The 19,937-nt window shown below is 41.3% G+C and carries 20 protein-coding genes, 24 tRNA genes and 2 rRNA genes; 37 read left to right on the top strand and 9 right to left on the bottom strand.

The features are described 5' to 3' along the window. The 26 genes from ACFQRG_RS03220 to ACFQRG_RS03095 form a co-directional block, all read left to right on the top strand. Positions 1–84, top strand: a 23S ribosomal RNA gene (locus ACFQRG_RS03220); the annotation flags it as partial. 139 nt (positions 85–223) lie between these two features. Beyond that, positions 224–339: ribosomal RNA gene (gene rrf / locus ACFQRG_RS03215) — 5S ribosomal RNA — on the top strand. Positions 340–346: 7 nt separating this feature from the next. Beyond that, positions 347–422: transfer RNA gene (locus ACFQRG_RS03210), tRNA-Val, on the top strand. Between the two features lie 169 nt (positions 423–591). Next, positions 592–668, top strand: a tRNA-Met gene (locus tag ACFQRG_RS03205). A gap of 2 nt (positions 669–670) precedes the next feature. Further along, positions 671–746: transfer RNA gene (locus tag ACFQRG_RS03200), tRNA-Asp, on the top strand. A 9-nt stretch (positions 747–755) separates the two neighbouring features. Further along, a tRNA-Thr gene (locus tag ACFQRG_RS03195) sits at positions 756–828 on the top strand. Positions 829–839: 11 nt separating this feature from the next. Beyond that, positions 840–915: transfer RNA gene (locus tag ACFQRG_RS03190), tRNA-Lys, on the top strand. 105 nt (positions 916–1,020) lie between these two features. Continuing rightward, a tRNA-Leu gene (locus ACFQRG_RS03185) sits at positions 1,021–1,102 on the top strand. Between the two features lie 12 nt (positions 1,103–1,114). Beyond that, positions 1,115–1,189: transfer RNA gene (locus ACFQRG_RS03180), tRNA-Gly, on the top strand. 1 nt (position 1,190) lies between these two features. Continuing rightward, positions 1,191–1,267, top strand: a tRNA-Arg gene (locus ACFQRG_RS03175). Between the two features lie 104 nt (positions 1,268–1,371). Next, positions 1,372–1,448, top strand: a tRNA-Pro gene (locus tag ACFQRG_RS03170). 10 nt (positions 1,449–1,458) lie between these two features. Further along, positions 1,459–1,531: transfer RNA gene (locus ACFQRG_RS03165), tRNA-Ala, on the top strand. 7 nt (positions 1,532–1,538) lie between these two features. Continuing rightward, positions 1,539–1,612, top strand: a tRNA-Met gene (locus ACFQRG_RS03160). A 4-nt stretch (positions 1,613–1,616) separates the two neighbouring features. Then, a tRNA-Ile gene (locus tag ACFQRG_RS03155) sits at positions 1,617–1,693 on the top strand. A gap of 66 nt (positions 1,694–1,759) precedes the next feature. Then, a tRNA-Ser gene (locus ACFQRG_RS03150) sits at positions 1,760–1,852 on the top strand. A 7-nt stretch (positions 1,853–1,859) separates the two neighbouring features. After that, positions 1,860–1,944, top strand: a tRNA-Tyr gene (locus ACFQRG_RS03145). Positions 1,945–1,957: 13 nt separating this feature from the next. Continuing rightward, a tRNA-His gene (locus tag ACFQRG_RS03140) sits at positions 1,958–2,033 on the top strand. A gap of 9 nt (positions 2,034–2,042) precedes the next feature. After that, positions 2,043–2,117 (top strand) — tRNA-Gln (locus ACFQRG_RS03135). A 3-nt stretch (positions 2,118–2,120) separates the two neighbouring features. Further along, positions 2,121–2,195 (top strand) — tRNA-Cys (locus ACFQRG_RS03130). 3 nt (positions 2,196–2,198) lie between these two features. Next, positions 2,199–2,283, top strand: a tRNA-Leu gene (locus ACFQRG_RS03125). A 26-nt stretch (positions 2,284–2,309) separates the two neighbouring features. Next, positions 2,310–2,383: transfer RNA gene (locus ACFQRG_RS03120), tRNA-Gly, on the top strand. A 77-nt stretch (positions 2,384–2,460) separates the two neighbouring features. After that, a tRNA-Ile gene (locus ACFQRG_RS03115) sits at positions 2,461–2,537 on the top strand. A gap of 3 nt (positions 2,538–2,540) precedes the next feature. Beyond that, positions 2,541–2,615: transfer RNA gene (locus ACFQRG_RS03110), tRNA-Asn, on the top strand. Position 2,616: 1 nt separating this feature from the next. Next, positions 2,617–2,707, top strand: a tRNA-Ser gene (locus ACFQRG_RS03105). Positions 2,708–2,714: 7 nt separating this feature from the next. Then, positions 2,715–2,786, top strand: a tRNA-Glu gene (locus ACFQRG_RS03100). A gap of 20 nt (positions 2,787–2,806) precedes the next feature. Beyond that, positions 2,807–2,880: transfer RNA gene (locus tag ACFQRG_RS03095), tRNA-Arg, on the top strand. Positions 2,881–2,990: 110 nt separating this feature from the next. Here the strand turns inward: ACFQRG_RS03095 and nadE are convergent. From nadE to ACFQRG_RS03070, 5 genes are all read right to left on the bottom strand, one after another. Next, positions 2,991–3,809, bottom strand: coding sequence for an ammonia-dependent NAD(+) synthetase (nadE, locus tag ACFQRG_RS03090; RefSeq protein ID WP_380963525.1), 819 nt, complete (start codon positions 3,807–3,809; stop codon positions 2,991–2,993). Positions 3,810–3,821: 12 nt separating this feature from the next. Then, complete coding sequence (nadD, locus tag ACFQRG_RS03085) at positions 3,822–4,436, bottom strand: nicotinate-nucleotide adenylyltransferase (protein ID WP_380963523.1); 615 nt, start codon at positions 4,434–4,436, stop codon at positions 3,822–3,824. 66 nt (positions 4,437–4,502) lie between these two features. Then, entirely contained in the window at positions 4,503–5,969 is a 1,467-nt protein-coding gene (locus ACFQRG_RS03080; RefSeq protein ID WP_380963521.1) for a nicotinate phosphoribosyltransferase, read from the bottom strand. A gap of 17 nt (positions 5,970–5,986) precedes the next feature. Then, positions 5,987–6,535: a cysteine hydrolase family protein gene (locus ACFQRG_RS03075; protein ID WP_380963519.1), complete on the bottom strand. Its 549-nt coding sequence runs from the start codon at positions 6,533–6,535 to the stop codon at positions 5,987–5,989. A gap of 50 nt (positions 6,536–6,585) precedes the next feature. Then, on the bottom strand, positions 6,586–7,359 hold the full coding sequence (locus ACFQRG_RS03070) for an NUDIX domain-containing protein (RefSeq protein ID WP_380963517.1): 774 nt from the start codon (positions 7,357–7,359) through the stop codon (positions 6,586–6,588). A 214-nt stretch (positions 7,360–7,573) separates the two neighbouring features. On the opposite strand from ACFQRG_RS03070, the gene ACFQRG_RS03065 reads away from it, so the two are divergent. The 6 genes from ACFQRG_RS03065 (at position 7,574) to ACFQRG_RS03040 (ending at position 12,341) form a co-directional block, all read left to right on the top strand. Further along, a complete protein-coding gene (locus tag ACFQRG_RS03065; RefSeq protein WP_380963515.1) occupies positions 7,574–8,401 on the top strand; it encodes an aldo/keto reductase in 828 nt (275 codons plus the stop codon). A 128-nt stretch (positions 8,402–8,529) separates the two neighbouring features. Beyond that, a complete protein-coding gene (gene sspN, locus ACFQRG_RS03060; RefSeq protein ID WP_380963513.1) occupies positions 8,530–8,673 on the top strand; it encodes an acid-soluble spore protein N in 144 nt (47 codons plus the stop codon). A 167-nt stretch (positions 8,674–8,840) separates the two neighbouring features. Beyond that, positions 8,841–9,590: an SDR family NAD(P)-dependent oxidoreductase gene (locus tag ACFQRG_RS03055; RefSeq protein ID WP_380963511.1), complete on the top strand. Its 750-nt coding sequence runs from the start codon at positions 8,841–8,843 to the stop codon at positions 9,588–9,590. Between the two features lie 56 nt (positions 9,591–9,646). Beyond that, a complete protein-coding gene (locus ACFQRG_RS03050) occupies positions 9,647–10,912 on the top strand; it encodes an MFS transporter (RefSeq protein WP_380963509.1) in 1,266 nt (421 codons plus the stop codon). Positions 10,913–11,083: 171 nt separating this feature from the next. Further along, complete coding sequence (locus tag ACFQRG_RS03045; protein ID WP_380963507.1) at positions 11,084–12,076, top strand: bile acid:sodium symporter family protein; 993 nt, start codon at positions 11,084–11,086, stop codon at positions 12,074–12,076. 97 nt (positions 12,077–12,173) lie between these two features. Next, the gene (locus tag ACFQRG_RS03040; RefSeq protein ID WP_380963505.1) at positions 12,174–12,341 is read left to right on the top strand and encodes a hypothetical protein; all 168 of its coding nucleotides are present in this window, start codon (positions 12,174–12,176) and stop codon (positions 12,339–12,341) included. Between the two features lie 36 nt (positions 12,342–12,377). Here ACFQRG_RS03040 and ACFQRG_RS03035 read toward each other — a convergent pair whose 3' ends face one another. Then, complete coding sequence (locus ACFQRG_RS03035; RefSeq protein WP_380963503.1) at positions 12,378–13,253, bottom strand: LysR family transcriptional regulator; 876 nt, start codon at positions 13,251–13,253, stop codon at positions 12,378–12,380. A 127-nt stretch (positions 13,254–13,380) separates the two neighbouring features. Here ACFQRG_RS03035 and ACFQRG_RS03030 point away from each other — a divergent pair, with 127 nt between their 5' ends. The 4 genes from ACFQRG_RS03030 (at position 13,381) to ACFQRG_RS03015 (ending at position 16,181) form a co-directional block, all read left to right on the top strand. Further along, positions 13,381–13,962 (top strand): UbiX family flavin prenyltransferase, encoded by a 582-nt coding sequence (locus tag ACFQRG_RS03030; RefSeq protein ID WP_380963501.1) that lies wholly within the window; start codon positions 13,381–13,383, stop codon positions 13,960–13,962. An 11-nt stretch (positions 13,963–13,973) separates the two neighbouring features. After that, a complete protein-coding gene (locus ACFQRG_RS03025) occupies positions 13,974–15,395 on the top strand; it encodes a non-oxidative hydroxyarylic acid decarboxylases subunit C (protein ID WP_380963499.1) in 1,422 nt (473 codons plus the stop codon). A gap of 17 nt (positions 15,396–15,412) precedes the next feature. Beyond that, positions 15,413–15,649, top strand: coding sequence for a non-oxidative hydroxyarylic acid decarboxylases subunit D (locus tag ACFQRG_RS03020; RefSeq protein WP_380963497.1), 237 nt, complete (start codon positions 15,413–15,415; stop codon positions 15,647–15,649). 70 nt (positions 15,650–15,719) lie between these two features. Then, positions 15,720–16,181: a pyridoxamine 5'-phosphate oxidase family protein gene (locus ACFQRG_RS03015; protein WP_380963495.1), complete on the top strand. Its 462-nt coding sequence runs from the start codon at positions 15,720–15,722 to the stop codon at positions 16,179–16,181. A 53-nt stretch (positions 16,182–16,234) separates the two neighbouring features. Here ACFQRG_RS03015 and ACFQRG_RS03010 read toward each other — a convergent pair whose 3' ends face one another. The 3 genes from ACFQRG_RS03010 to def form a co-directional block, all read right to left on the bottom strand. Continuing rightward, positions 16,235–16,420, bottom strand: a complete 186-nt coding sequence (locus tag ACFQRG_RS03010; protein ID WP_380963493.1) for a YkvS family protein — start codon at positions 16,418–16,420, stop codon at positions 16,235–16,237. Between the two features lie 177 nt (positions 16,421–16,597). Continuing rightward, positions 16,598–17,077: an Hsp20/alpha crystallin family protein gene (locus tag ACFQRG_RS03005; protein ID WP_380963491.1), complete on the bottom strand. Its 480-nt coding sequence runs from the start codon at positions 17,075–17,077 to the stop codon at positions 16,598–16,600. A gap of 65 nt (positions 17,078–17,142) precedes the next feature. Continuing rightward, positions 17,143–17,721 (bottom strand): peptide deformylase, encoded by a 579-nt coding sequence (gene def / locus ACFQRG_RS03000; RefSeq protein WP_380963489.1) that lies wholly within the window; start codon positions 17,719–17,721, stop codon positions 17,143–17,145. A gap of 489 nt (positions 17,722–18,210) precedes the next feature. Between def and ACFQRG_RS02995 the strand changes: the two genes are divergently transcribed. Beyond that, positions 18,211–19,893: a DUF6044 family protein gene (locus ACFQRG_RS02995; RefSeq protein WP_380963487.1), complete on the top strand. Its 1,683-nt coding sequence runs from the start codon at positions 18,211–18,213 to the stop codon at positions 19,891–19,893. The last annotated feature ends 44 nt before the right edge of the window (positions 19,894–19,937 follow it).

Below are 19,937 nucleotides of genomic sequence, written 5' to 3'. Positions count from 1 at the left end.
TAGATGATGAGGTTGATAGGTCTGAGGTGGAAGCGTGGTGACACGTGAAGCTGACAGATACTAATCGGTCGAGGACTTAACCAAAATACAACATGTCTTATATTCGCTACTGGTTTTGAAGGTTCAACCTTCTTATACATAGTCTGCTCCTGCACCGACGTTAGAGCAATGAAGTATTGCCTGCTCGTCGCAAACCTGCAGAGAAGCAGATTCAAGTAGTTGGCTTGGCAGCAATGGCGAAGAGGTCACACCCGTTCCCATCCCGAACACGGTCGTTAAGCTCTTCAGCGCCGATGGTAATTGGGGGCTTCCCCCTGTGAGAGTAGGACGCTGCCAGGCGTATTCTGGAGGATTAGCTCAGCTGGGAGAGCATCTGCCTTACAAGCAGGGGGTCGCAGGTTCGAGCCCTGCATCCTCCACCATATAATTTATATCATCGCGGGGTGGAGCAACGAGCGGAACGTCATCGAATAATCTTCGAGTTGTTTCGACGGATACACTTCGAAGCATAAGCTTGCAGAGGAAGAAACAGTTTTACCAAACTTATTCCTTTTACAATAGCAAGAGAACAAAATTTCTATTTTATATCATCGCGGGGTGGAGCAGTTCGGCAGCTCGTCGGGCTCATAACCCGAAGGTCGCAGGTTCAAATCCTGCCCCCGCAACCACTGGTCCCGTGGTGTAGTGGTTAACATGCCTGCCTGTCACGCAGGAGATCGCCGGTTCAAATCCGGTCGGGACCGCCATCATAACATGCCGGCCTAGCTCAATTGGTAGAGCAACTGACTTGTAATCAGTAGGTTGGGGGTTCAAGTCCTCTGGCCGGCATCCTTTTTAGTGAGCCATTAGCTCAGTCGGTAGAGCATCTGACTTTTAATCAGAGGGTCGGAGGTTCGAATCCTCCATGGCTCACCATTTTAGAAATTAGAGGTTGGAAGTAAGACGTTAGAATAAAAGCTTTTGCTTCGATGAGATTCAAAAGAATCCAACTTCAAACATCTAATATCCAACATCCAGAATGCGGGTGTGGCGGAATCGGCAGACGCGCTAGATTTAGGATCTAGTGTCTTACGACGTGGGGGTTCAAGTCCCTTCACCCGCATCATATATATATGCGGAAGTAGTTCAGTGGTAGAACATCACCTTGCCAAGGTGGGGGTCGCGGGTTCGAATCCCGTCTTCCGCTCCATGCGCCCTTAGATCAACTGGATAGATCGTCTGACTACGGATCAGAAGGTTGGGGGTTCGAATCCTCCAGGGCGCGCCATCTTCTAGAAATTAGAGGTTGGAAGTTAGAAGTTGGACTGAAAGTTTAGCTTCGAAGCAATACAAAAATTCTAATCTCGAACATCTAATGTCCAATTTCCAAAACGGGAAGTAGCTCAGCTTGGCAGAGCACTTGGTTTGGGACCAAGGGGTCGCAGGTTCAAATCCTGTCTTCCCGACCATCGATATAACGGGGCCTTAGCTCAGCTGGGAGAGCGCCTGCTTTGCACGCAGGAGGTCAGCGGTTCGATCCCGCTAGGCTCCACTTTTTTGGCGGTGTAGCTCAGCCGGCTAGAGCGTACGGTTCATACCCGTGAGGTCGTGGGTTCGATTCCCTCCGCCGCTATTTTGGACCCTTAGCTCAGTTGGTTAGAGCAGACGGCTCATAACCGTCCGGTCGTAGGTTCGAGTCCTACAGGGTCCACCATTTAGAAATTAGAGGTTGAATACAAAGATTACGAATTTCTATTATACATTTTAACATTCAGAACGCGGAGGAATACCCAAGTCCGGCTGAAGGGATCGGTCTTGAAAACCGACAGGGGCTTAACGGCCCGCGGGGGTTCGAATCCCTCTTCCTCCGCCATAAATTTGGAGGGGTAGCGAAGTGGCTAAACGCGGCGGACTGTAAATCCGCTCCCTCAGGGTTCGGCGGTTCGAATCCGTCCCCCTCCACCATTTAATTCTTTTGGCGGCTGTGGCGAAGTGGTTAACGCATCGGATTGTGGTTCCGACATTCGTGGGTTCGATTCCCATCAGCCGCCCCATAAAATTCTTGGGCTATAGCCAAGCGGTAAGGCAACGGATTTTGGTTCCGTCATGCGCTGGTTCGAATCCAGCTAGCCCAGCCATATGGCGACATAGCCAAGTGGTAAGGCACGGGTCTGCAAAACCCTTATCCCCCGGTTCGAATCCGGGTGTCGCCTCCAGACGCCGGTGTGGCGGAATTGGCAGACGCGCACGACTCAAAATCGTGTTCCTTAGGGAGTGTCGGTTCGACCCCGACCACCGGTACCAGAAGAACTAGAGTTTCATTTAAAAATGCGGGTGTAGTTTAGTGGTAAAACAAGAGCCTTCCAAGCTCTGGTCGTGAGTTCGATTCTCATCACCCGCTCCATTAATTTATGATCGACACACTGCATTGTGAATCATCATAGCGAGATCATATCAGTTATACTTGTTCCCATTAAAAATGGGCCTGTAGCTCAGCCGGTTAGAGCGCACGCCTGATAAGCGTGAGGTCGGTGGTTCGAGTCCACTCAGGCCCACCATATTCCACAGTAGCTCAGTGGTAGAGCAATCGGCTGTTAACCGATCGGTCGCAGGTTCGAATCCTGCCTGTGGAGCCATGGAGAAGTACCCAAGTGGCTGAAGGGGCTCCCCTGCTAAGGGAGTAGATCGTGTAAGCGGTGCGAGGGTTCAAATCCCTCCTTCTCCGCCATTTATATGGCCCGTTGGTCAAGTGGTTAAGACACCGCCCTTTCACGGCGGTAACACGGGTTCGAATCCCGTACGGGTCATTTGTTTTAAATAGTGATTTGCGCTCTTAGCTCAGCTGGATAGAGCAACGGCCTTCTAAGCCGTGGGTCAGAGGTTCGAATCCTCTAGGGCGCGTTAAACAGGACTTTTATAGTCCTGTTTTTTTAATATTTTTAATAACAAGAACCCCCTGCCTTCAGTGTAATTAGCAGGGGGTATTTAGCAAATTAAAAGCAGACGAATAATTATTTCCACCAGCGATCGAACATTGTAGCTGGCAATTGCCGTTTGTGTTCCGTCATTATGTAGCGTTGTTCAATCTTTTCAGCGATATCTTTAGTAACTTCTTTACCTTCCAGATAATTATCTATATCTTCATAACTAATGCCAAGCTCGGTTTCATCGGTTTGACCTGGTTTTTCATCTAAAAGATCAGCAGTCGGCGTTTTTAAATACAGGTTTTCGGGTGCGCCAAGTTCTTTTAATAATGACTTGCCTTGTCTTTTAGTTAAACCGGCCAATGGCAAGATATCTGCGCCGCCGTCACCGTATTTTGTGAAGAAACCTGTAACTGACTCAGCAGCGTGATCTGTACCAATCACAAGTAAGTTATGTTGACCGCCGATAGCGTATTGCGCGATCATTCTCATTCTGGCCTTAACATTGCCCTTATTAAAGTCAGATAACTTTTCTTTCATTGCTTCCGGGTAATAGCTGGCAAAGGCATCAACAGGCGAGGCAATATTAAATGCAACCGATTCGTCTGCTTTTATAAAGGCAAGGGCATTTTGGGCATCGCTTTCATCATGTTGAGTACCATATGGAAGCCGTACGGCGATGAATTTTGCATTGTATCCGTCTTCACGGCACGCTTCTACTGCGAGCTGGGCCAGTCTCCCGGCCAGAGTTGAATCCTGTCCGCCGCTAATTCCAAGAACAAATCCTTTGGCCTTTGCTTTTATTAAATAGTCTTTTAAAAACTGGATCCGTTTCTTGATTTCTTCTTTTGCATCAATGGTCTTTTGAACATTTAAAGCTTTGATAATTTTTTCTTGTAATGACATAAAAAAGTCCTCCTATTGGTATAATGAATGCTGCTTAATATATTCATAGCATGTCTCCGGAAGCAAGTAACGCGGTTCACCGCCTCGTGAGAACTCTTCTCTTATATATGTTGAAGATATTTCCATGGCCAACCCTTTATCGACAAGATGAAACCTTGTCCCATCATCATGATTCCTCAATAAAGGAGAATGAGAAATAGTCTTCAGCATGTCAATACCATCCCGGGCCATCACAATAAACTTGTTGTTTGCAATTAACTCTTCAGCAAATTTCCATTCACCATTAGCGATGTCAACCAATAAATCGGCACCCATGATAAAATAAAGTTCATCTTCCGGAAACTTCTCCTTAAAATGCTCCATTGTATAGTAAGTATAAACTTCCCAAGCATTCCGGTGCATTTCATAGTCATTTGCCTTAAATTTTGGATTGTCGGATATAGCGAGCTTAATCATTTCCCAACGGTGTTCATCAGCTGTATTCATTGTTTTATCCGTTCGGTTGCTAGAGCAAGGTAAGAAGATAACTTCATCTAATTTGCAGCGGTGGGCAATTGTACTTGCGGTCCACAGATGAACATTAGTAATTGGATCAAAACTGCTTCCATATATTCCGATCTTAGCCACAGGATATTCCCCCTTATTTTAAACTTTTTCCTATCTTGGTCTCAAGGGCTTCATCTTTCAATATATTTAATTAAGTTTCCGCATGACTTTCTCTTTGACTTCATCAATATTTTTCATTTTGTTATCCCAGCAAGTCTGGCTTAAATCAACAGGATATTCTTCGGGATTCAATACCCGTTTGTATTCATCCCATAAAATATTAAGATTTGCCTTGGCATAGTCCTGAATGCTCTTAAGTTCCGGACACTGATAGACAAGCTCTCCTTTTATAAAAATATCTTGGTGTAATTCCCTTGCTTCAAAATCAGTCACGTATTTACTTACAAAGGTATGGGTAGGGTGAAACATTTTTAATCGATGCTCTTCCTGAGGGTGTTCATATTCCATCGCGATATAGTCACCCTCGGATTTATCAGTTTTCGTGTTAATAATACGGTAAACCCTTTTCAGTCCAGGTGTAGAAACCTTTTCAGGATTCGCACTGATTTTAATGGTATCAACCATATCGCCATTTTCATTCTCGATCGATACGAGTTTATAAACAGCACCCAGGGCAGGTTGATCATAGGCAGTGATTAATTTTGTCCCAACTCCCCAAATGTCAATTTGCGCACCTTGAGATTTTAAGTGAATAATTGTTTGTTCATCCAAATCATTTGAAGCAATAATTTTTGTATTTTTAAAACCGGCATCATCAAGCATTTTTCTGGCCTTTTTAGACAAATAAGCCAAATCCCCGCTGTCCAGCCGGATACCTTTAAAATTGATTTTATCCCCAAGTTCTTGGGCCACTTTAATGGCAGCAGGTACGCCGGATTTTAAGGTATCATAAGTATCAACAAGAAAAACACAATCTTTATGGCAGCTTGCATATTTATGAAAGGCCGTATATTCGTCCCGGTAAACCTGAACCATTGCGTGAGCGTGTGTACCTGAAACCGGAATGCCAAACATTTTACCCGCCCTCACATTAGATGTGGCTTCAAATCCTCCTATATAGGCAGCTCTTGCTCCCCAAACAGCGGCATCCATTTCTTGGGCTCTTCGCGATCCAAATTCCATTGCCATTTGATTTCCGATCACTTGCTTAATACGGGAAGCCTTTGTTGCAATAAGCGTTTGATAATTAATGATATTTAAAATCGCTGTTTCAATAAGCTGGGCTTCAACAAGAGGGGCTTCGACACGTAAAATCGGTTCATTGCCAAAGACAAGCTCGCCTTCTTTCATTGAACGGACAGTTCCGGTAAAACGAAGCTCCCTCAGGTAATTTAAAAACGCTTCCTGATAGCCTAACTCATCCCTTAAATACTCGATATCTTCCTCAGTAAAACGGAAACTTTTAAGGTATTCAATCACCCTTTCAAGACCTGCAAAAACGGCATAGCCATTTTTAAAAGGCAGGTGACGGAAATAAACTTCAAAAACTGCTTTCCGGTTATGCATATTGTCTGACCAATAGGCTTCCGACATATTAATTTGATAAAGGTCCGTATGAAGGGCCAAACCATCATCCAAATATTTTTTACTCATTTAAATAACCCCCAGATTTATATAACTTTTGCGTTTAAACAATTTTTAAAGTGGCCTAATGCCCATTGATGGCCTTCTTCGTTAAAGCTTGCGACAGCTTTTTCATGGACAACAATACTAAAACCTCTATTATAGGCATCAACAGCTGTGTGCAACACACATATATCTGTGCAGCACCCAACTAAATGAATTTCTTTAATTTCCCTTTCCCGGCACTTTATGTCCAAGTCCGTTCCTGCAAAAGCACTGTAGCGTGTTTTATCCATCCAATAAACATTGCTGTTTTTCTTATGTTTGTCATATAGTGCCCCTAACATGCCGTATAATTCCCGTCCTTCTGTGCCTTGAATATTATGCGGCGGGTACAGCTTGCTTTCAGGATGATATTTATCATTTTTATTATGACAATCAACGGCAAAGACGACATAATCGCCGCTGTCAATAAACTGTTTAGTGACAGATGTTATTTCCGGATCTATTTTTTGTCCGGGTTCACCGCAGGTTAAAGCACCGTTCTTATCAATAAAATCGTTCGTATAATCAATGACAATTAATGCTCTTTGCATCTTAATCCCCCCATAAATGGATGATGTTTAAACGGGTCATGCTTTAAAGCCTAATAACGCGCAGTATAAATGGGTTTAACGATATCCATGTCTACAAAACGATAGAGTTTTGTTGGTTTCTTTGATGTTCTGGTCGTCGTTTGGCCTTCTGCTTCCACTAAAAATGGCAGTGTTTTAATTTTCCGCGCAAATGCCTGGTCGCTGGAGATGGCCGGATCATCGGAAACCGTAAGCAGTACTGCCTGTAACTCTGAGTAAGTAAAATATTCTGGCAGGAAATTTTTTGCTGCAGTTGTTTGCAGTAAATCATTCGTGATCATTTTAATAGCATCAGAAACAATGAATTTATGATCAAAGGCTAAATCTAATTGATGCAAATCATTTAATGAAAAAAGTTCGACCTCCGCTGCATCGTCATTTGCCTGTCTATCGGCCAAAAAACGCTCGGGGACAATGGCATAATGTGCATTTGATATAATCCACCCGCGGGGATCCCGGCCCGGCTTGTCATAAACACCGAAATGTTTAAGATGAACATCGTTGACACCGGTTTCTTCTTCAAGTTCCCGTTTAGCTGCTTCAAAAGCTGTTTCGTCCGGCTGAACAAATCCGCCCGGGAGCGCCCATTTATTTCCCTCAATATTAGGGTTTCCTTCTGAATCAATTTTCGAACGTTTAATAAGCATTAATTTAAGTGTCATCTTAGGCGGCTTATAATTTACGGTTTGACTTGTAATGGTGAAGACAGCGATGTCGGATGTATAGCCGTCTGGTGTTTGGTATTTTCCGGCATCATACTGTTTAAGAGCATCCTGGTTGGACATTTATTTTTTTCTCCTCCTGCCGCTTATTCTTAAAAAAAGCCTTTAATTAACAAAATGTTAATTGTTAAATGTATTATACCCGATCATAATTTAAATTAAAAGAAAAAAATGAAAAAATGACTGAACTAAATGATTTTGAGCAAATAATTAAACATTCATAAGCCAAATTTGATAAGGTTAAACTACATTTTATAACATTCTGGGAGGGATTTGTGTGATCAAAGGCTTGTCAGATCGTGTGGTATTACATAACGGTGTTGAAATGCCCAGATTTGGTTTAGGGGTGTATAAAGCTGAAGAAGGCCAAGAAGTCGTTAATGCTGTAAAAGCAGCTATAAACGCTGGTTACAGAAGCATTGATACGGCCGCCTTTTATCAAAATGAAACAGGTGTAGGCGAAGCCGTTAAAGCTGTTGATGTTCCCCGTGAAGAACTTTTTATCACGACAAAGGTGTGGAATGACAGGCAAGGCTATGAATCGACATTATCTGCCTTTAATGAAAGCCGTGAGAAGCTTGGCCTGGATTATATTGACCTTTATCTTGTCCATTGGCCGGTGAGCGGTAAATATAAAGACACTTGGCGCGCACTTGAAAAGCTTTATAAGGAAGGCTATGTCCGTGCGATTGGTGTTTGTAACTTTAAACCGCATCATTTAAAAGACTTGCTGGCTGACAGTGAATATAAACCTGTCGTCAACCAAATTGAGCTTCACCCAAGGCTGATTCAAGAAGAAACGAGAGCTTTTTGTAAGGATCATCAAATTAAGGTTGAAGCTTGGAGCCCATTAATGAGAGGCCGGATTTTTGATCATCCGATCTTAACGGAAATTGCCGGGAAATACGGTAAAACGCCTGCTCAAGTCATATTGCGCTGGGATCTTCAGCATGATATTATCACCATTCCAAAATCTGTCCATGAACATCGCATTAAAGAAAATGCTGATGTGTATGACTTTGAATTAACTCAAGGCGAAATGGATCGCATAGATTCTTTAAATAATAATGAACGTACAGGCCCCGATCCTGATGAATTCGTATAATTTTTTAGCAAAAGGCATCCCCTTCTTTTTAGAAGGAGATGCCTTTTTTATACGTTATTACAAAAGTTATGTTAAGAATAACAGCCATGAACAAGGTCATATTAAAAAAGAAGGGAGGGACCTGAAAAATGAGTAATCCAAGAAGACACCCGGGCCATTTTTCTCCGTCTCATTATGGCGAACAGCCAAGAGCCGCACACAGTAATAAAGGGAAGCAAATGGCTAACAAAACTGATGCAGAGCCGCAATATATTCCTCCAAAAGGGAAATAACAAACAAGATTTTATTAAATAGATATCAGCAGCATCCAGTGGTTGCGGGTGCTGCTATTTTTATGCAGTGCAATAAAAGAGGAATTTAAGAAATTTGTATTGAATTATTTAAAAATTAAACCAATTTTAGATTAAAAAGTTTTTCAAAAATCAGGGAGTGGTTAGAAATGAAAACAGCGATTATTACAGGGGCGGCGAGGGGAATTGGACAATCAATTGCAAAACGTTTGTATGATGCCGGGTATCAGTTGGTGCTTGCCGATGTCTTGGAGGAGGATTTACATAACACTGCCCGGGAACTGACAGGACAAACAATGGCAGTACCAAAAGTTGTTGACGTCCGCGAGCCTTCCCTTGTCAAAGAGTTAATGGCTGAGACATTTCAACAGTTTGGGGAAATAAATGCTGTTGTCAATGTAGCAGGAACATGTCATAGAGAATCATTTGAAGATACGACAATTGAGGCTTGGCGTATGGATGTTGACACGAATATGACAGGGACATTTCTAATGTGCCAGGCTGCTATTTTTCCGTATATGAAACAACAAGGTCATGGACGTATTGTCAATATCGCGTCAGTTTCCGGCAAATTAGGAGGAATTGGACCTGTTAATCAAGACGGCTCAGGCGGCAGATCAGGGATTGCATACGCTGCATCTAAGGCAGGAGTTATAAACTTAACACGCTGGATAGCCCGTGAAGTAGGGAAGTGGGGGATTACTTGCAATTCAATTGCTCCGGGTCCAATTGCTACTGAAATGACACAAGGACATAAATACCAAATGGAGGATGTTCCGGTTCAAAGATGGGGAACGCCTGAAGATGTCGCCGGGGCAGCAGAATTTCTGCTTCGTGAAGAAAATTCCTTTATTACAGGCACCTGTTTAAATGTTGATGGAGGGTTAGTCTTGGCTTAAAAAAACGATTAGAAAAATTTATTTTTTTATGGTAAATACAAGAGGAGATGAGTAAGTTGTCTATCGGAAAGGCAAGATGGTATCGGATTGGATTTTTACTGTTTTTAACTTATTTTGTTGCTTTTGTTGATCGGCAGAACATCAGCATGGCAGCACCTGATATGGTGAAGTCATTAGGTGTTTCATCAACATTAGTTGGTGTATTGTTATCAGCCTTTTTCTGGGGATATGTTATGACACAAATACCCGGGGGATGGGTAGCAGGTAAATTCAGCGCAAAAAAGGTTATTATAGCTGCCCTTTTTATTTGGGGTATAGCAGCAATGTTAACCGGTGTCGTTCATAGTTTTAACGGTCTTATTATTGTTCGTCTTATTATGGGTTTTGCCGAAGGTGTTGTATGGCCGGCCTTTGCTGTACTTTTTGTCAATTGGTTTCCAAATGGAGAGCGGGCACGGGCTATTAATTTTTCAGAAATGGCACTGCCTATTTCATCTATTGTTATGGCACCGGCGGCGGGATGGATGATTCACCAATGGAATTATCATGTTATGTTTATTTTACAAGGTATTCCGCCGATTATTTTGGCTCTGCTCTTTATTTGGCTGGTATCTGACTCGCCATCTGAAGATCGGTTGATTTCTGAAAGTGAAAGGAATTACTTAAAGCAGAATACCGAGAAGCCGACAACTGAAAAGGAAGGATCTCTAATTGAAGTACTCTTAAATTATCGGGTGTGGGTATTTTGTGTGATTTACTTCCTATGGATCACCGGCATGTACAGTTTCGGTTTGTGGATGCCAAGTCTTATGAAGCAATTAAGTAATCAAGGGATTCAGGGCATTGGATGGTTATCAGCAGTGCCGTTTATATTAGCGACTATTGCCATGTATATTAATGCCGCCTGGTCTGACCGCCGGGGAGGCAGCCGAATGTGGTTTATTGCGACGCCGCTGTTGATTGGCGGTTTGGCGTTGATTGCTGAACATTTTATCGGATTTGGTCTTATCATTAATATGATTATCCTTATTATTGCCGGAATTGGTATCTATTCCGCATTTGGTCCTTGGTGGGCTTGGGCATTATCGTTTGTTCCTCACAATCAATCTGGTTCAGCAATGGGGCTGATCAATCTTGTAGGCAACTTTGGCGGCATTGTTGGACCGATTGTCGTAGGGATAGCGGCAGGCGGCACTAATCTTATTAATGGATTTTACATCTTAGGCTATGCGTTGATTATCGGCTTTCTTCTCGTTGTATTAGTGGCGTCAAGATTTCAAGAAAATAAAGCGGCGGCACCCGGGGAAACGATGCCATCTTGATTCATCCCGATAAGTTGTGTGAGGCGCCTGTGCCGCAGCTTATTCGGGAAAGTATTTCCGCTTCTCATAGTAAAGGGTTCAACTAACCATCAGTGGGGGATGAACAAATCCCCCTCATTGATAAAAGTTACATTTTATTGAACATCAGTCAGGTGAAAGGGACGTTTTATAATGCTGTCAAGGGATGCAATTCCTGATATATTAACATTTTTTATTTCACGTTTATTACCGCTTTGGATTATTCTTTTAGCTTTCATAGCCTTTTTCTTTTCACGCGAATGCCGGATCTTTTCGCATGCAACAAATCCGGCGATTGGCTTTGTTTTGCTATTGATGGGGCTTACGCTTGATAAAAGCCGATTGTTTAGCCTTATTCGCCATCCATGGGAAAGTCTTATCGGTTCATTAGGTAAATGGATGATTGCACCAGGCGTTTCGGTCGCATTAGCCTATTTGTTCTTTAGCCATAATGAATCATTAAGAAACGGTATCATTATGGCCGGAATCGTTCCAAGCGGTACGTCAGCAAATTTAAACGCATTAATTGCCGGCGGTGATGTTGCCTATAGCGTAACAATGACCGCTATTGATACGATCATTGGCGGTCCATTGTTAACGCCGGCTTTAGCCTCTGTCTTTGCGGGGGCAGGGATCCATGTTGAATATTTACCATTTGTATTAAAAATGATGAAGATTGTATTCTTTCCACTTATTTTTGGACTCATATTACAGATTGTGTTTCCCGTCTTAAAAAGAATCTTGAACAAATATACGTCGATATTTTCTTCTTTAGCTTTATTTATTGTCGTACTTGGTGTAGTTTCCGGTGCTCAAGCTTCATTGGAGAGTCATATGACAATCCTGCTTTCCGTAGCTGTTTGTGTTACTTTACAAGTCAGCTTACAGATGTTTTTTGGCTATGGACTGGGAAGACTGTTGAATTTTCGTTCTTCTGATTGCCGTTCACTGATTTTTGAGACCGGAATTTGCAATTCCGCCCTTGCGGCTGTTCTTGCAAATAGTTACTTTGGATCAGTCGCAGGAGTGGCAGCGATGGCAAATATGGTTTGCAATTTAACGATGGGCAGCCTTGTTGCATCACTGTTAAGTAAAAAATCTTATAAAGGGCAAACTAAAGAAAACTTGCCGATTGGCGAGCCTTAAAGGCGAAGACAAAGGCCTAGCTGCACTTATACTTTCTTCCAATAAAAATTAACTTTTTTGAAAGTATAAAGAAAACTTGCCGAATGAGGTGACATAAGTGGATAAAAAGAAAAAACATTTAAAGAAAAAAGATGAATCAAAGATTGCCACTGGAATAGATGACGATGAGGAGTTAAGTGCAAGAGCTTCTGAAGAAGAAATCGAAAAGGGTGAGTATACGCGTGTTATTCGGCTCACAGAGGATGCTGATATGTATCCCGAATAAAAACAAAAGCATCCGTTAACAGCGGATGCTTTTGTTTTAAAATGTCTCAATAAATTTTTCAGCGGCTTTTGAAATGTAGTGGTCATTACGCCACATGACAACGGGTTCTGATTGAAGTGATGTTTTACTGCATAATTCTAAAATGCTCAAGTGATTATTATATGCCATATGAAATTCAGATTTTGGAATAATCGTTATGCCGACACCTGCAGTCACCAATGCTATGACTGTCGATACATCAGGGCATTCTGCGATAACGTTAGGTTTAAAACCTGCTTCATAACACTCCTGAAAAAGGCTTTCAAACATGCTTGTCCCTTTAATTCGTTTAAGCATAAGGATTGGGTAAGGGGCAATGTCTTTTAATTCAATCCTGTTCGAAGAAAAATTTGTTTGCCATTTGGCCGGTACGACAACGACAAATGGTTCTTTCGGCAGCCTTTTAATTTGAAAATGCTGTGATTCAACGGGTAACCGTGCGACGGCAACTTCAATGTCCCGATTTTCAAGCAGTTCCTCTAAATGATAAGTATCCCCTTGATAAATTTTAAAATACAGCTCTGGGTAGGCTTCTCTTAATTGCTGTATACGTCCGGGAATATAGGACATACATGCAGATGCCGCACCAATCGATAAAGTCCCGCGGACGCCTTCGCCAAGTTCTTGAATTTCACTCTTTGTTTCTTCCATTAGATTTAATAAATGTACAGCACGTTGATACAGAACTTTTCCGGCTTGGGTCAGCTCAAGCTTTTTAGCATTACGGATAATTAAGGTCGATCCTAATTCTTTTTCCAGGGCCTTAAGAGACTGGCTGAGCGGAGGCTGCGCCATATGAAGGATTTTGGCTGCCCGGGTAATTTGCCCCTCCTCTACAATCGTTAGAAAATAAAAAAGTTGTTTGATATCCATGAGAAACCACGTCCAGTCTTAATTATATATTTTATATATGCAACTATAATTATATAGATATTTTTCATATTCTTAAACCTTTGATACGATGGAAATGTGGAATTAGAAAAGGAATGGGGTGATATTGATGCGGATTATTGTTGGAATATCAGGTGCTACGGGGGCTATTCTAGGCGTTCGTATCTTAGAATTTCTTCGTGCAGCAAATGTTGAAACACATCTTGTTATTTCAAAATGGGGCAAGGTCAACATTGGATTAGAAACACCTTATACTGTATCCGAAGTTGAACAGCTTGCCAGTTTCATTTATGACCCGGGAAATCAAGCCGCCAGCATATCAAGCGGTTCATTTCGCGCTGATGGTATGATCGTCGCCCCGTGCAGTATGAAGTCACTGGCTTCAATCAGAACGGGTCTTGGAGATAACCTATTAACCAGAGCGGCTGATGTCATTTTAAAAGAAAGAAAGAAACTGGTCCTTTTAACACGGGAAATGCCATTGAACGATATCCATTTAGAAAATATGCTGGCATTATCGAAAATGGGTGTCACGATTCTTCCGCCAACGCCGGCTTTTTACAATCAGCCTGAGACAATCGACGATATTGTCAATCATATTGCAGTTAGAACATTAGACCAGTTTGGTATTGATTGTCCGGAAGCAAAAAGGTGGAACGGCATCAGAAACACCAACAAAGTGAATCAATAGGAGGGACATGTATGGCTTACAAGGATTTTAGAGACTTTCTTAAGAAATTAGAAGATGAAGGACAATTGCTGAATATTAATGACGAGGTCATGCCTGAGCCGGACCTGGGTTCGGCGGCAAGGGCTATTAGTAATCTAGGAGATAAGACTCCGGCACTGTTATTTAATAATATTAATGGGTACCATAACGCCCGCATTGCTATGAATATCATTGGCTCTTGGCCTAACCATGCATTGATGATGGGACTGCCGAAAAATACACCGCTTAAAGATCAATTTTTTGAATTTGCCAAAAGGTACGGCCAATTCCCTGTTCCTGTTCAAAGAGAAGAGACAGCGCCGTTTCAAGAAGTTGAAATAACAGAGAATATTAATTTATTTGATATACTGCCATTGTTCCGCCTTAATCAAAGTGACGGCGGGTTCTATATTGATAAAGCAGTTGTTGTTTCCCGTGATGCAGAAGATCCTGATCATTTTGGGAAGCAAAATGTGGGGATTTATCGTCTCCAAGTTAAAGGAAAAGACCGTCTTGGCATACAGCCGGTCCCGCAGCATGATATCGCCATTCACCTTCGCCAAGCGGAAGAACGCGGAGAAAACTTAAAGGTTGCGATTGCCTTAGGAAATGAACCTGTCATTACAACAGTAGCAGCTACGCCGCTTTTATACGACCAATCTGAATATGAAATGGCAGGCGCAATTCAAGGAGAACCATATAAAATTGTAAAAGCGAAAGACGCCGATTTGGATCTGCCTTGGGGGGCGGAAGTCGTTCTTGAAGGAGAAATTATCGCCGGAGAGCGGGAATTTGAAGGTCCGTTTGGAGAATTTACCGGTCACTATTCCGGCGGACGCAGTATGCCGATTATAAAAATTAACCGTGTTTGTCACCGCAAGGATCCAATTTTCGAACATTTATATTTAGGCATGCCATGGACTGAAATTGATTATATGATGGGGATTAATACATGTGTGCCGCTCTACCAGCAACTTAAAGACGCATTTCCAAATGAAATTGTTGCAGTGAACGCTATGTATACTCACGGCCTTTTAGCTATTGTTTCAACAAAAAGCAGATACGGAGGTTTTGCAAAAGCAGTCGGTATGCGCGCTTTAACAACACCTCATGGTCTGGGTTATTGCAAAATGGTGATTGTCGTTGATGAAGATGTCGATCCGTTCAATTTACCGCAGGTCATGTGGGCGCTATCGACAAAAATGCATGCGAAACATGACGCCGTTATAATTCCGGATCTTTCAGTTCTTCCGCTTGATCCTGGTTCTGAACCTGCAGGCATCACACACAAAATGATTTTGGATGCAACGACACCTACAGCACCGGAGACAAGAGGACATTACTCTCAGCCGTTGGATTCACCTTTAGAAACGGAAAAATGGGAGAAAATTTTAAAGGACATGCTTAATAAATAGAAGGAGAGTGTTAAGAAATGAAAACTTGCCCGCGATGTGAATCAAAAAAAGCAGAAATGGTATCACAATCACCGGTAAAAGGCGCTTGGGAAGTCTATTCATGCCCGGTTTGCATGTTCACTTGGCGCTCATCTGAACCTGAAAGCATTACAAATCCTGAAAAATATAACAAAGCTTTTAAAGTGGATCCCCAAGATGTCCCGAATGCAGCTAAAGTGCCGCCTGTTCCGGAAAGAAGGATATCACATAAATAAGAGTGAAGTTTAAGCTAGTCTTTGAAAGGGCTAGCTTTTACTATAAAATGGATTTGAAAGGGTGAAAGTCTTGAATACTAAAGAACTTCCGACGAATCTATATGAGTTATTAAGCGGAGAAAATCTTGCTGATAAACAGCATGAAGCGATGATGCTGCTAACAATGGATGAGAGCATGTGGCCGCATGTCGCTATGATCAGCGTAGGCGAAATTGTTGCCTTAACACCTGAAAAGCTGAGATTAAGTCTTTGGCCAGGTACAACGACAACAAGTAACATTATTAGAACAGGCAAGGCAACATTTGTCGTGTTTTTTGACGGTGCTGCCCACTACGTCCAGCTTTCCCTGAAAAAACTTCCGAAATTAGATAAAGCAAAGTATCAACGCGAACGTTTTACAGCAAACGTCGTTTCCTATAAGGGCGACACAGCAAAATATGCTGACATTACCTCTGGCATTCAAATTGATCTAAAAGACCCGGCTTCTGTTATCGAACGTTGGAAGGAAACTATTGAGGAATTAAAAGATTAAAGGGAGTAACCCGGATTGGGCTACTTCCTAATAGAGGTAGTTCAAAACACAAACTAATAATTTTTTTTAATAACTTTATACTCCTGATGAGTCAGGACTGTTCGCGGCTCGAGGTTAAGTTCATTGAAATTATCCATGCAAGTAAGGTCCGCAATGACTGTATTATTAAATACGGAAATAACTTTTGCTTGTAAACCATTCCAAAATTCAATAAGATCGTTTATTTCTGCCTTTTGCATGCTGAATTCGCCCCTTTAAAGATTATTCTTGTCCACTGATAAATACCCTTTTTTAATCCTTTTAAAACATTATCTTTTGAAATTTTGGTAAATAATAGGCTATGTATATAACAATTAACTTTGATTCCCATAACAAGCAAGCAGGCTCACCGGGACAGTGAGCCTGAAAACGCATGTCTATTCAATTTCAAGGGTGTTATTCGGTTTTGGATATTTTGGTCCTCTTATTTCCAGGATACCATTTTGATATCTTGCTCTCGTTTTTTGTTTATAAATACTGTAAGGTAAAGCAATGATGCGCTCTGCCCTTTGAAATCTTCTTTCTCTCCGATAGAAGTTGTTGACATCATGATTTTCCTCGGTCTGTTGATCATCTATAACAGATATCTTTAGCCTGTCACCTAACGGCTCAATATGAATATTGTCTTTATTAACGCCGGGAATCTCTGCCTTAACGACCCATTCTGATTCTGTTTCGTATAAATCAACCGGAAAGTAGGACATAAATGGCGATGCTGCTTGTTGGAAAAATGCATCGATGGAATCAAGTATCCCTCTATGAGGTTCATTAGTAAAGAAGTTGTCAAACTTTTTTATAAAATCGTTTGGAAAACTATTAGAAGATTTTTCAGGAAGATTGTTGTTCTGATTATCCATATTTATCCTCCTTTTTGTATTGTTCTCAACTATATCTTATGGTTTGGGGATAAATTTGGTATGGGCTAATATAAACTTTCAACTGGTATGTTTTCCGGGAGCTTAAAGGGGTCTTCTTTATTAATATGATCATAAAACATGATGCCGTTTAGATGGTCAATTTCATGTTGGACAACAATCGACGCGTAACCCTTTAACTTTATTTCTAATTTGGTACCTTTTAGATCATAAGCGCTGACTTTAATTCGTTCATACCGCGGGACAAAACCTGGGACTTGACGATCGACGGAAAGACAGCCTTCTCCTTGGGGCAAATAAATCATATTGACTGAATGGCTGATAATTTTAGGATTAATTAAGGTATATTCATGATACCGGCCTTTATCATCGGTTAAATAAGCCGCAAACATACGCTTGTTTAACCCGATCTGATTTGCTGATAGCCCGACACCAGGTCTTAATTTATATCGTTTGGCTATTTCGGGATCCTGGCTGTTTTTCAAAAACTGCAGCATATTTAATAATATTTGCTGATCCTCCTCGGAAGGGGGAACGGCCACGTCATTTGTAACCTTTCGCAAAATAGGGTTGCCTTCTCTTACGATATCCTTCATGGTGATCATAATTTTTCTTCCTTTACTCATAAATAAAAAAATCATCTGCCTTTGTCTTAAGTGTTTTTTCTAATTTAAACGCAAGATCCAAAGCAGGATCGTATTTATTATTTTCAATAGTATTATAACATTTTTAATTTATACCCTAGGAATCTTTAAGGCTTGCCAATCGCCAGTTTTCTTTACTATTTAATTATAAAATGGCCCATTATTAGAAATTATAGTTAATGTAACTTTTTATCCCGGTGCAATTGTCCGTAAAACTCCCGCTCCGAAACGTTAGAGAATCATTGACGTTAGGCGGGAGATAACGGACAGTAACACCCCGATAAGTTGTGCTCCTGCGCCGTCGCATATTCAAAGAAGCTTCACCAACTTCTCGTCGCAAAGCACAAGACGCTTATTCAAGTAGCAGCTTCACTAACCATCAGTGGGGGAGGAACAAAACCCCCCATTGATGGAAGTTTTACTTTATGGTGCTGGTTTTTTATGCTGAATTTGATTGGGGAGAAACAGGTTTTGACAAACATTTCGGTGCTCTTCAAAAAAAATTATCTTATCATTATTGGAATCATGCTTCTTTTATTATATTTATCTCCTTATGTTATTTTGGGTGAAGACGCTCATGTCAGAGTTCATGATAATCTTGATTCTAATGTTGCATGGTATAAGGTTCTCGCTGACAGCGGTAAACTGTTTGGCGGCGTCCATGAGAAAATACCGAGTATAATGAATGGTCTTTCAAGAAATTCACTTGAACCGGATCTTAACATATTGGTTCTTCTTTATTTCTTTTTTGAACCGTTTACAGCCTATGTTATTAATGAGTTTATGATGCGCTTTCTTGCCTTTTTCGGAATGTACTTTCTTTTGAAAAGGCACTTTATTAAAGAAAATCAATTCTTAATAATTGTGGCCGGAACAGCTCTTGCCTTTGCCATTTTACCTTTTTGGCCATCCGGCGGGGGATCAATTGCCGGGTTGCCTCTTGCGCTATATGCATTTTTAAATATTCGAAACAGGCAAGGGTCAAAGGTTGACTGGCTGATTATTATTTTACTTCCCTTTTATTCGAGCTTTGTTTTAAGCTTTGCTTTTTTCATAGCGTGTATGGGGTTATTATGGATTGTCGACTGGATAAGGACGAAGCGGGTTCACTATTCATTCTTTGCGGCTATCGTTATTATGACGATCGTGTACTTATTTGTAAATTACCGGATTATCTATGAAATGTTTTTCAGTCCGGTATTTATATCACATAGGGAAGCCTTTAATCGCGGCAATTGGAGTGCTGTTATTTCACTGGCTATTGCCATCTGGGTTTTTATATTTGGCCAGACTCATGTGATACGTCTCACGCAATATGTTGTGCTGCCTGTCATCATCGTTGCTTTCATAGCGGCATATAGAAAAAAATATGATGTCCGGGTTTTAAGAAATTTATTTTTACTTAACATGCTTTTTTCGATTATTTATGGATTATACGCCTGGGGAGGGCTTAAATATATTAAAGAAAAATGGAGTATTTTTGAAACCTTTAATTTTGGCCGCTTCCATTTCCTTGAGCCGCCAGTCTGGTATATTTGCTTTGCTTTAGCACTGGTTATTATTTGGAAGGCGATAAAAAGATTTGGGAAACCAATCGCTTTAACGCTTCTTTGCGCCCAGATCATTATATTGTTTTTGTTCAATGATGAAATTAAATACCGTTATTATCATTACCCGTCATATGCTGAATTTTATTCTAAACCTTTGTTTCAAGATATTAAAGGCTATATAGGCAAGGATCCAGCCGATTATCGCGTCGTTAGTCTTGGCATTCACCCGAGTATCGCTCAATATAACGGTTTTTATACTCTGGATGGATATGTTGTCAGTTATCCGTTAGCGTATAAGAAGAATTTCAGGGAGATTATTGCACCCGAATTGGAAAAAAACAATTCAATCAGGCGTTATTTTGATAATTGGGGGAGCCGGGCTTATATTTTCACAGCAGAACTTGGCAAGCATTATATGTATGATGGCGGCCGGAAAAAAATTCATCACCTGGAACTTAACACAGAAGCTTTAAAAAGAATGGGCGGAGATTATATTCTGTCAGCCGTCAAAATATTGAATGCCGAGGAGGATGGCTTAACCTTTTTAAAAACCTTTCAGAATCGGGCATCACCGTGGAAGATCTATTTGTATAAAGTGGAATAGATAAACAAGAACGGCTTAATAATCATTCTTGTTTAAAAAAGCGA

The organism is Scopulibacillus cellulosilyticus, assembly GCF_042665295.1.
Classification (GTDB): Bacteria; Bacillota; Bacilli; order Bacillales; family Sporolactobacillaceae; genus Scopulibacillus_A; species Scopulibacillus_A cellulosilyticus.
Note: the sequence above shows the minus strand (reverse complement) of the source record. Positions and strands in the feature narration are given on the sequence as shown.

Coding starts and splice junctions, on each gene's coding strand:
- ACFQRG_RS03025 (WP_380963499.1), top strand. CDS start 13,974: ATGGCTTACAAGGATTTTAGAGACTTTCTTAAGAAATTAGAAGATGAA.
- sspN (WP_380963513.1), top strand. CDS start 8,530: ATGAGTAATCCAAGAAGACACCCGGGCCATTTTTCTCCGTCTCATTAT.
- ACFQRG_RS03035 (WP_380963503.1), bottom strand. CDS start 13,253: ATGGATATCAAACAACTTTTTTATTTTCTAACGATTGTAGAGGAGGGG.
- ACFQRG_RS03070 (WP_380963517.1), bottom strand. CDS start 7,359: ATGTCCAACCAGGATGCTCTTAAACAGTATGATGCCGGAAAATACCAA.
- ACFQRG_RS03045 (WP_380963507.1), top strand. CDS start 11,084: ATGCTGTCAAGGGATGCAATTCCTGATATATTAACATTTTTTATTTCA.
- ACFQRG_RS03010 (WP_380963493.1), bottom strand. CDS start 16,420: ATGCAAAAGGCAGAAATAAACGATCTTATTGAATTTTGGAATGGTTTA.
- ACFQRG_RS03005 (WP_380963491.1), bottom strand. CDS start 17,077: ATGGATAATCAGAACAACAATCTTCCTGAAAAATCTTCTAATAGTTTT.
- ACFQRG_RS03055 (WP_380963511.1), top strand. CDS start 8,841: ATGAAAACAGCGATTATTACAGGGGCGGCGAGGGGAATTGGACAATCA.
- ACFQRG_RS03075 (WP_380963519.1), bottom strand. CDS start 6,535: ATGCAAAGAGCATTAATTGTCATTGATTATACGAACGATTTTATTGAT.
- def (WP_380963489.1), bottom strand. CDS start 17,721: ATGAGTAAAGGAAGAAAAATTATGATCACCATGAAGGATATCGTAAGA.
- ACFQRG_RS03030 (WP_380963501.1), top strand. CDS start 13,381: ATGCGGATTATTGTTGGAATATCAGGTGCTACGGGGGCTATTCTAGGC.
- nadE (WP_380963525.1), bottom strand. CDS start 3,809: ATGTCATTACAAGAAAAAATTATCAAAGCTTTAAATGTTCAAAAGACC.
- ACFQRG_RS03020 (WP_380963497.1), top strand. CDS start 15,413: ATGAAAACTTGCCCGCGATGTGAATCAAAAAAAGCAGAAATGGTATCA.
- ACFQRG_RS03080 (WP_380963521.1), bottom strand. CDS start 5,969: ATGAGTAAAAAATATTTGGATGATGGTTTGGCCCTTCATACGGACCTT.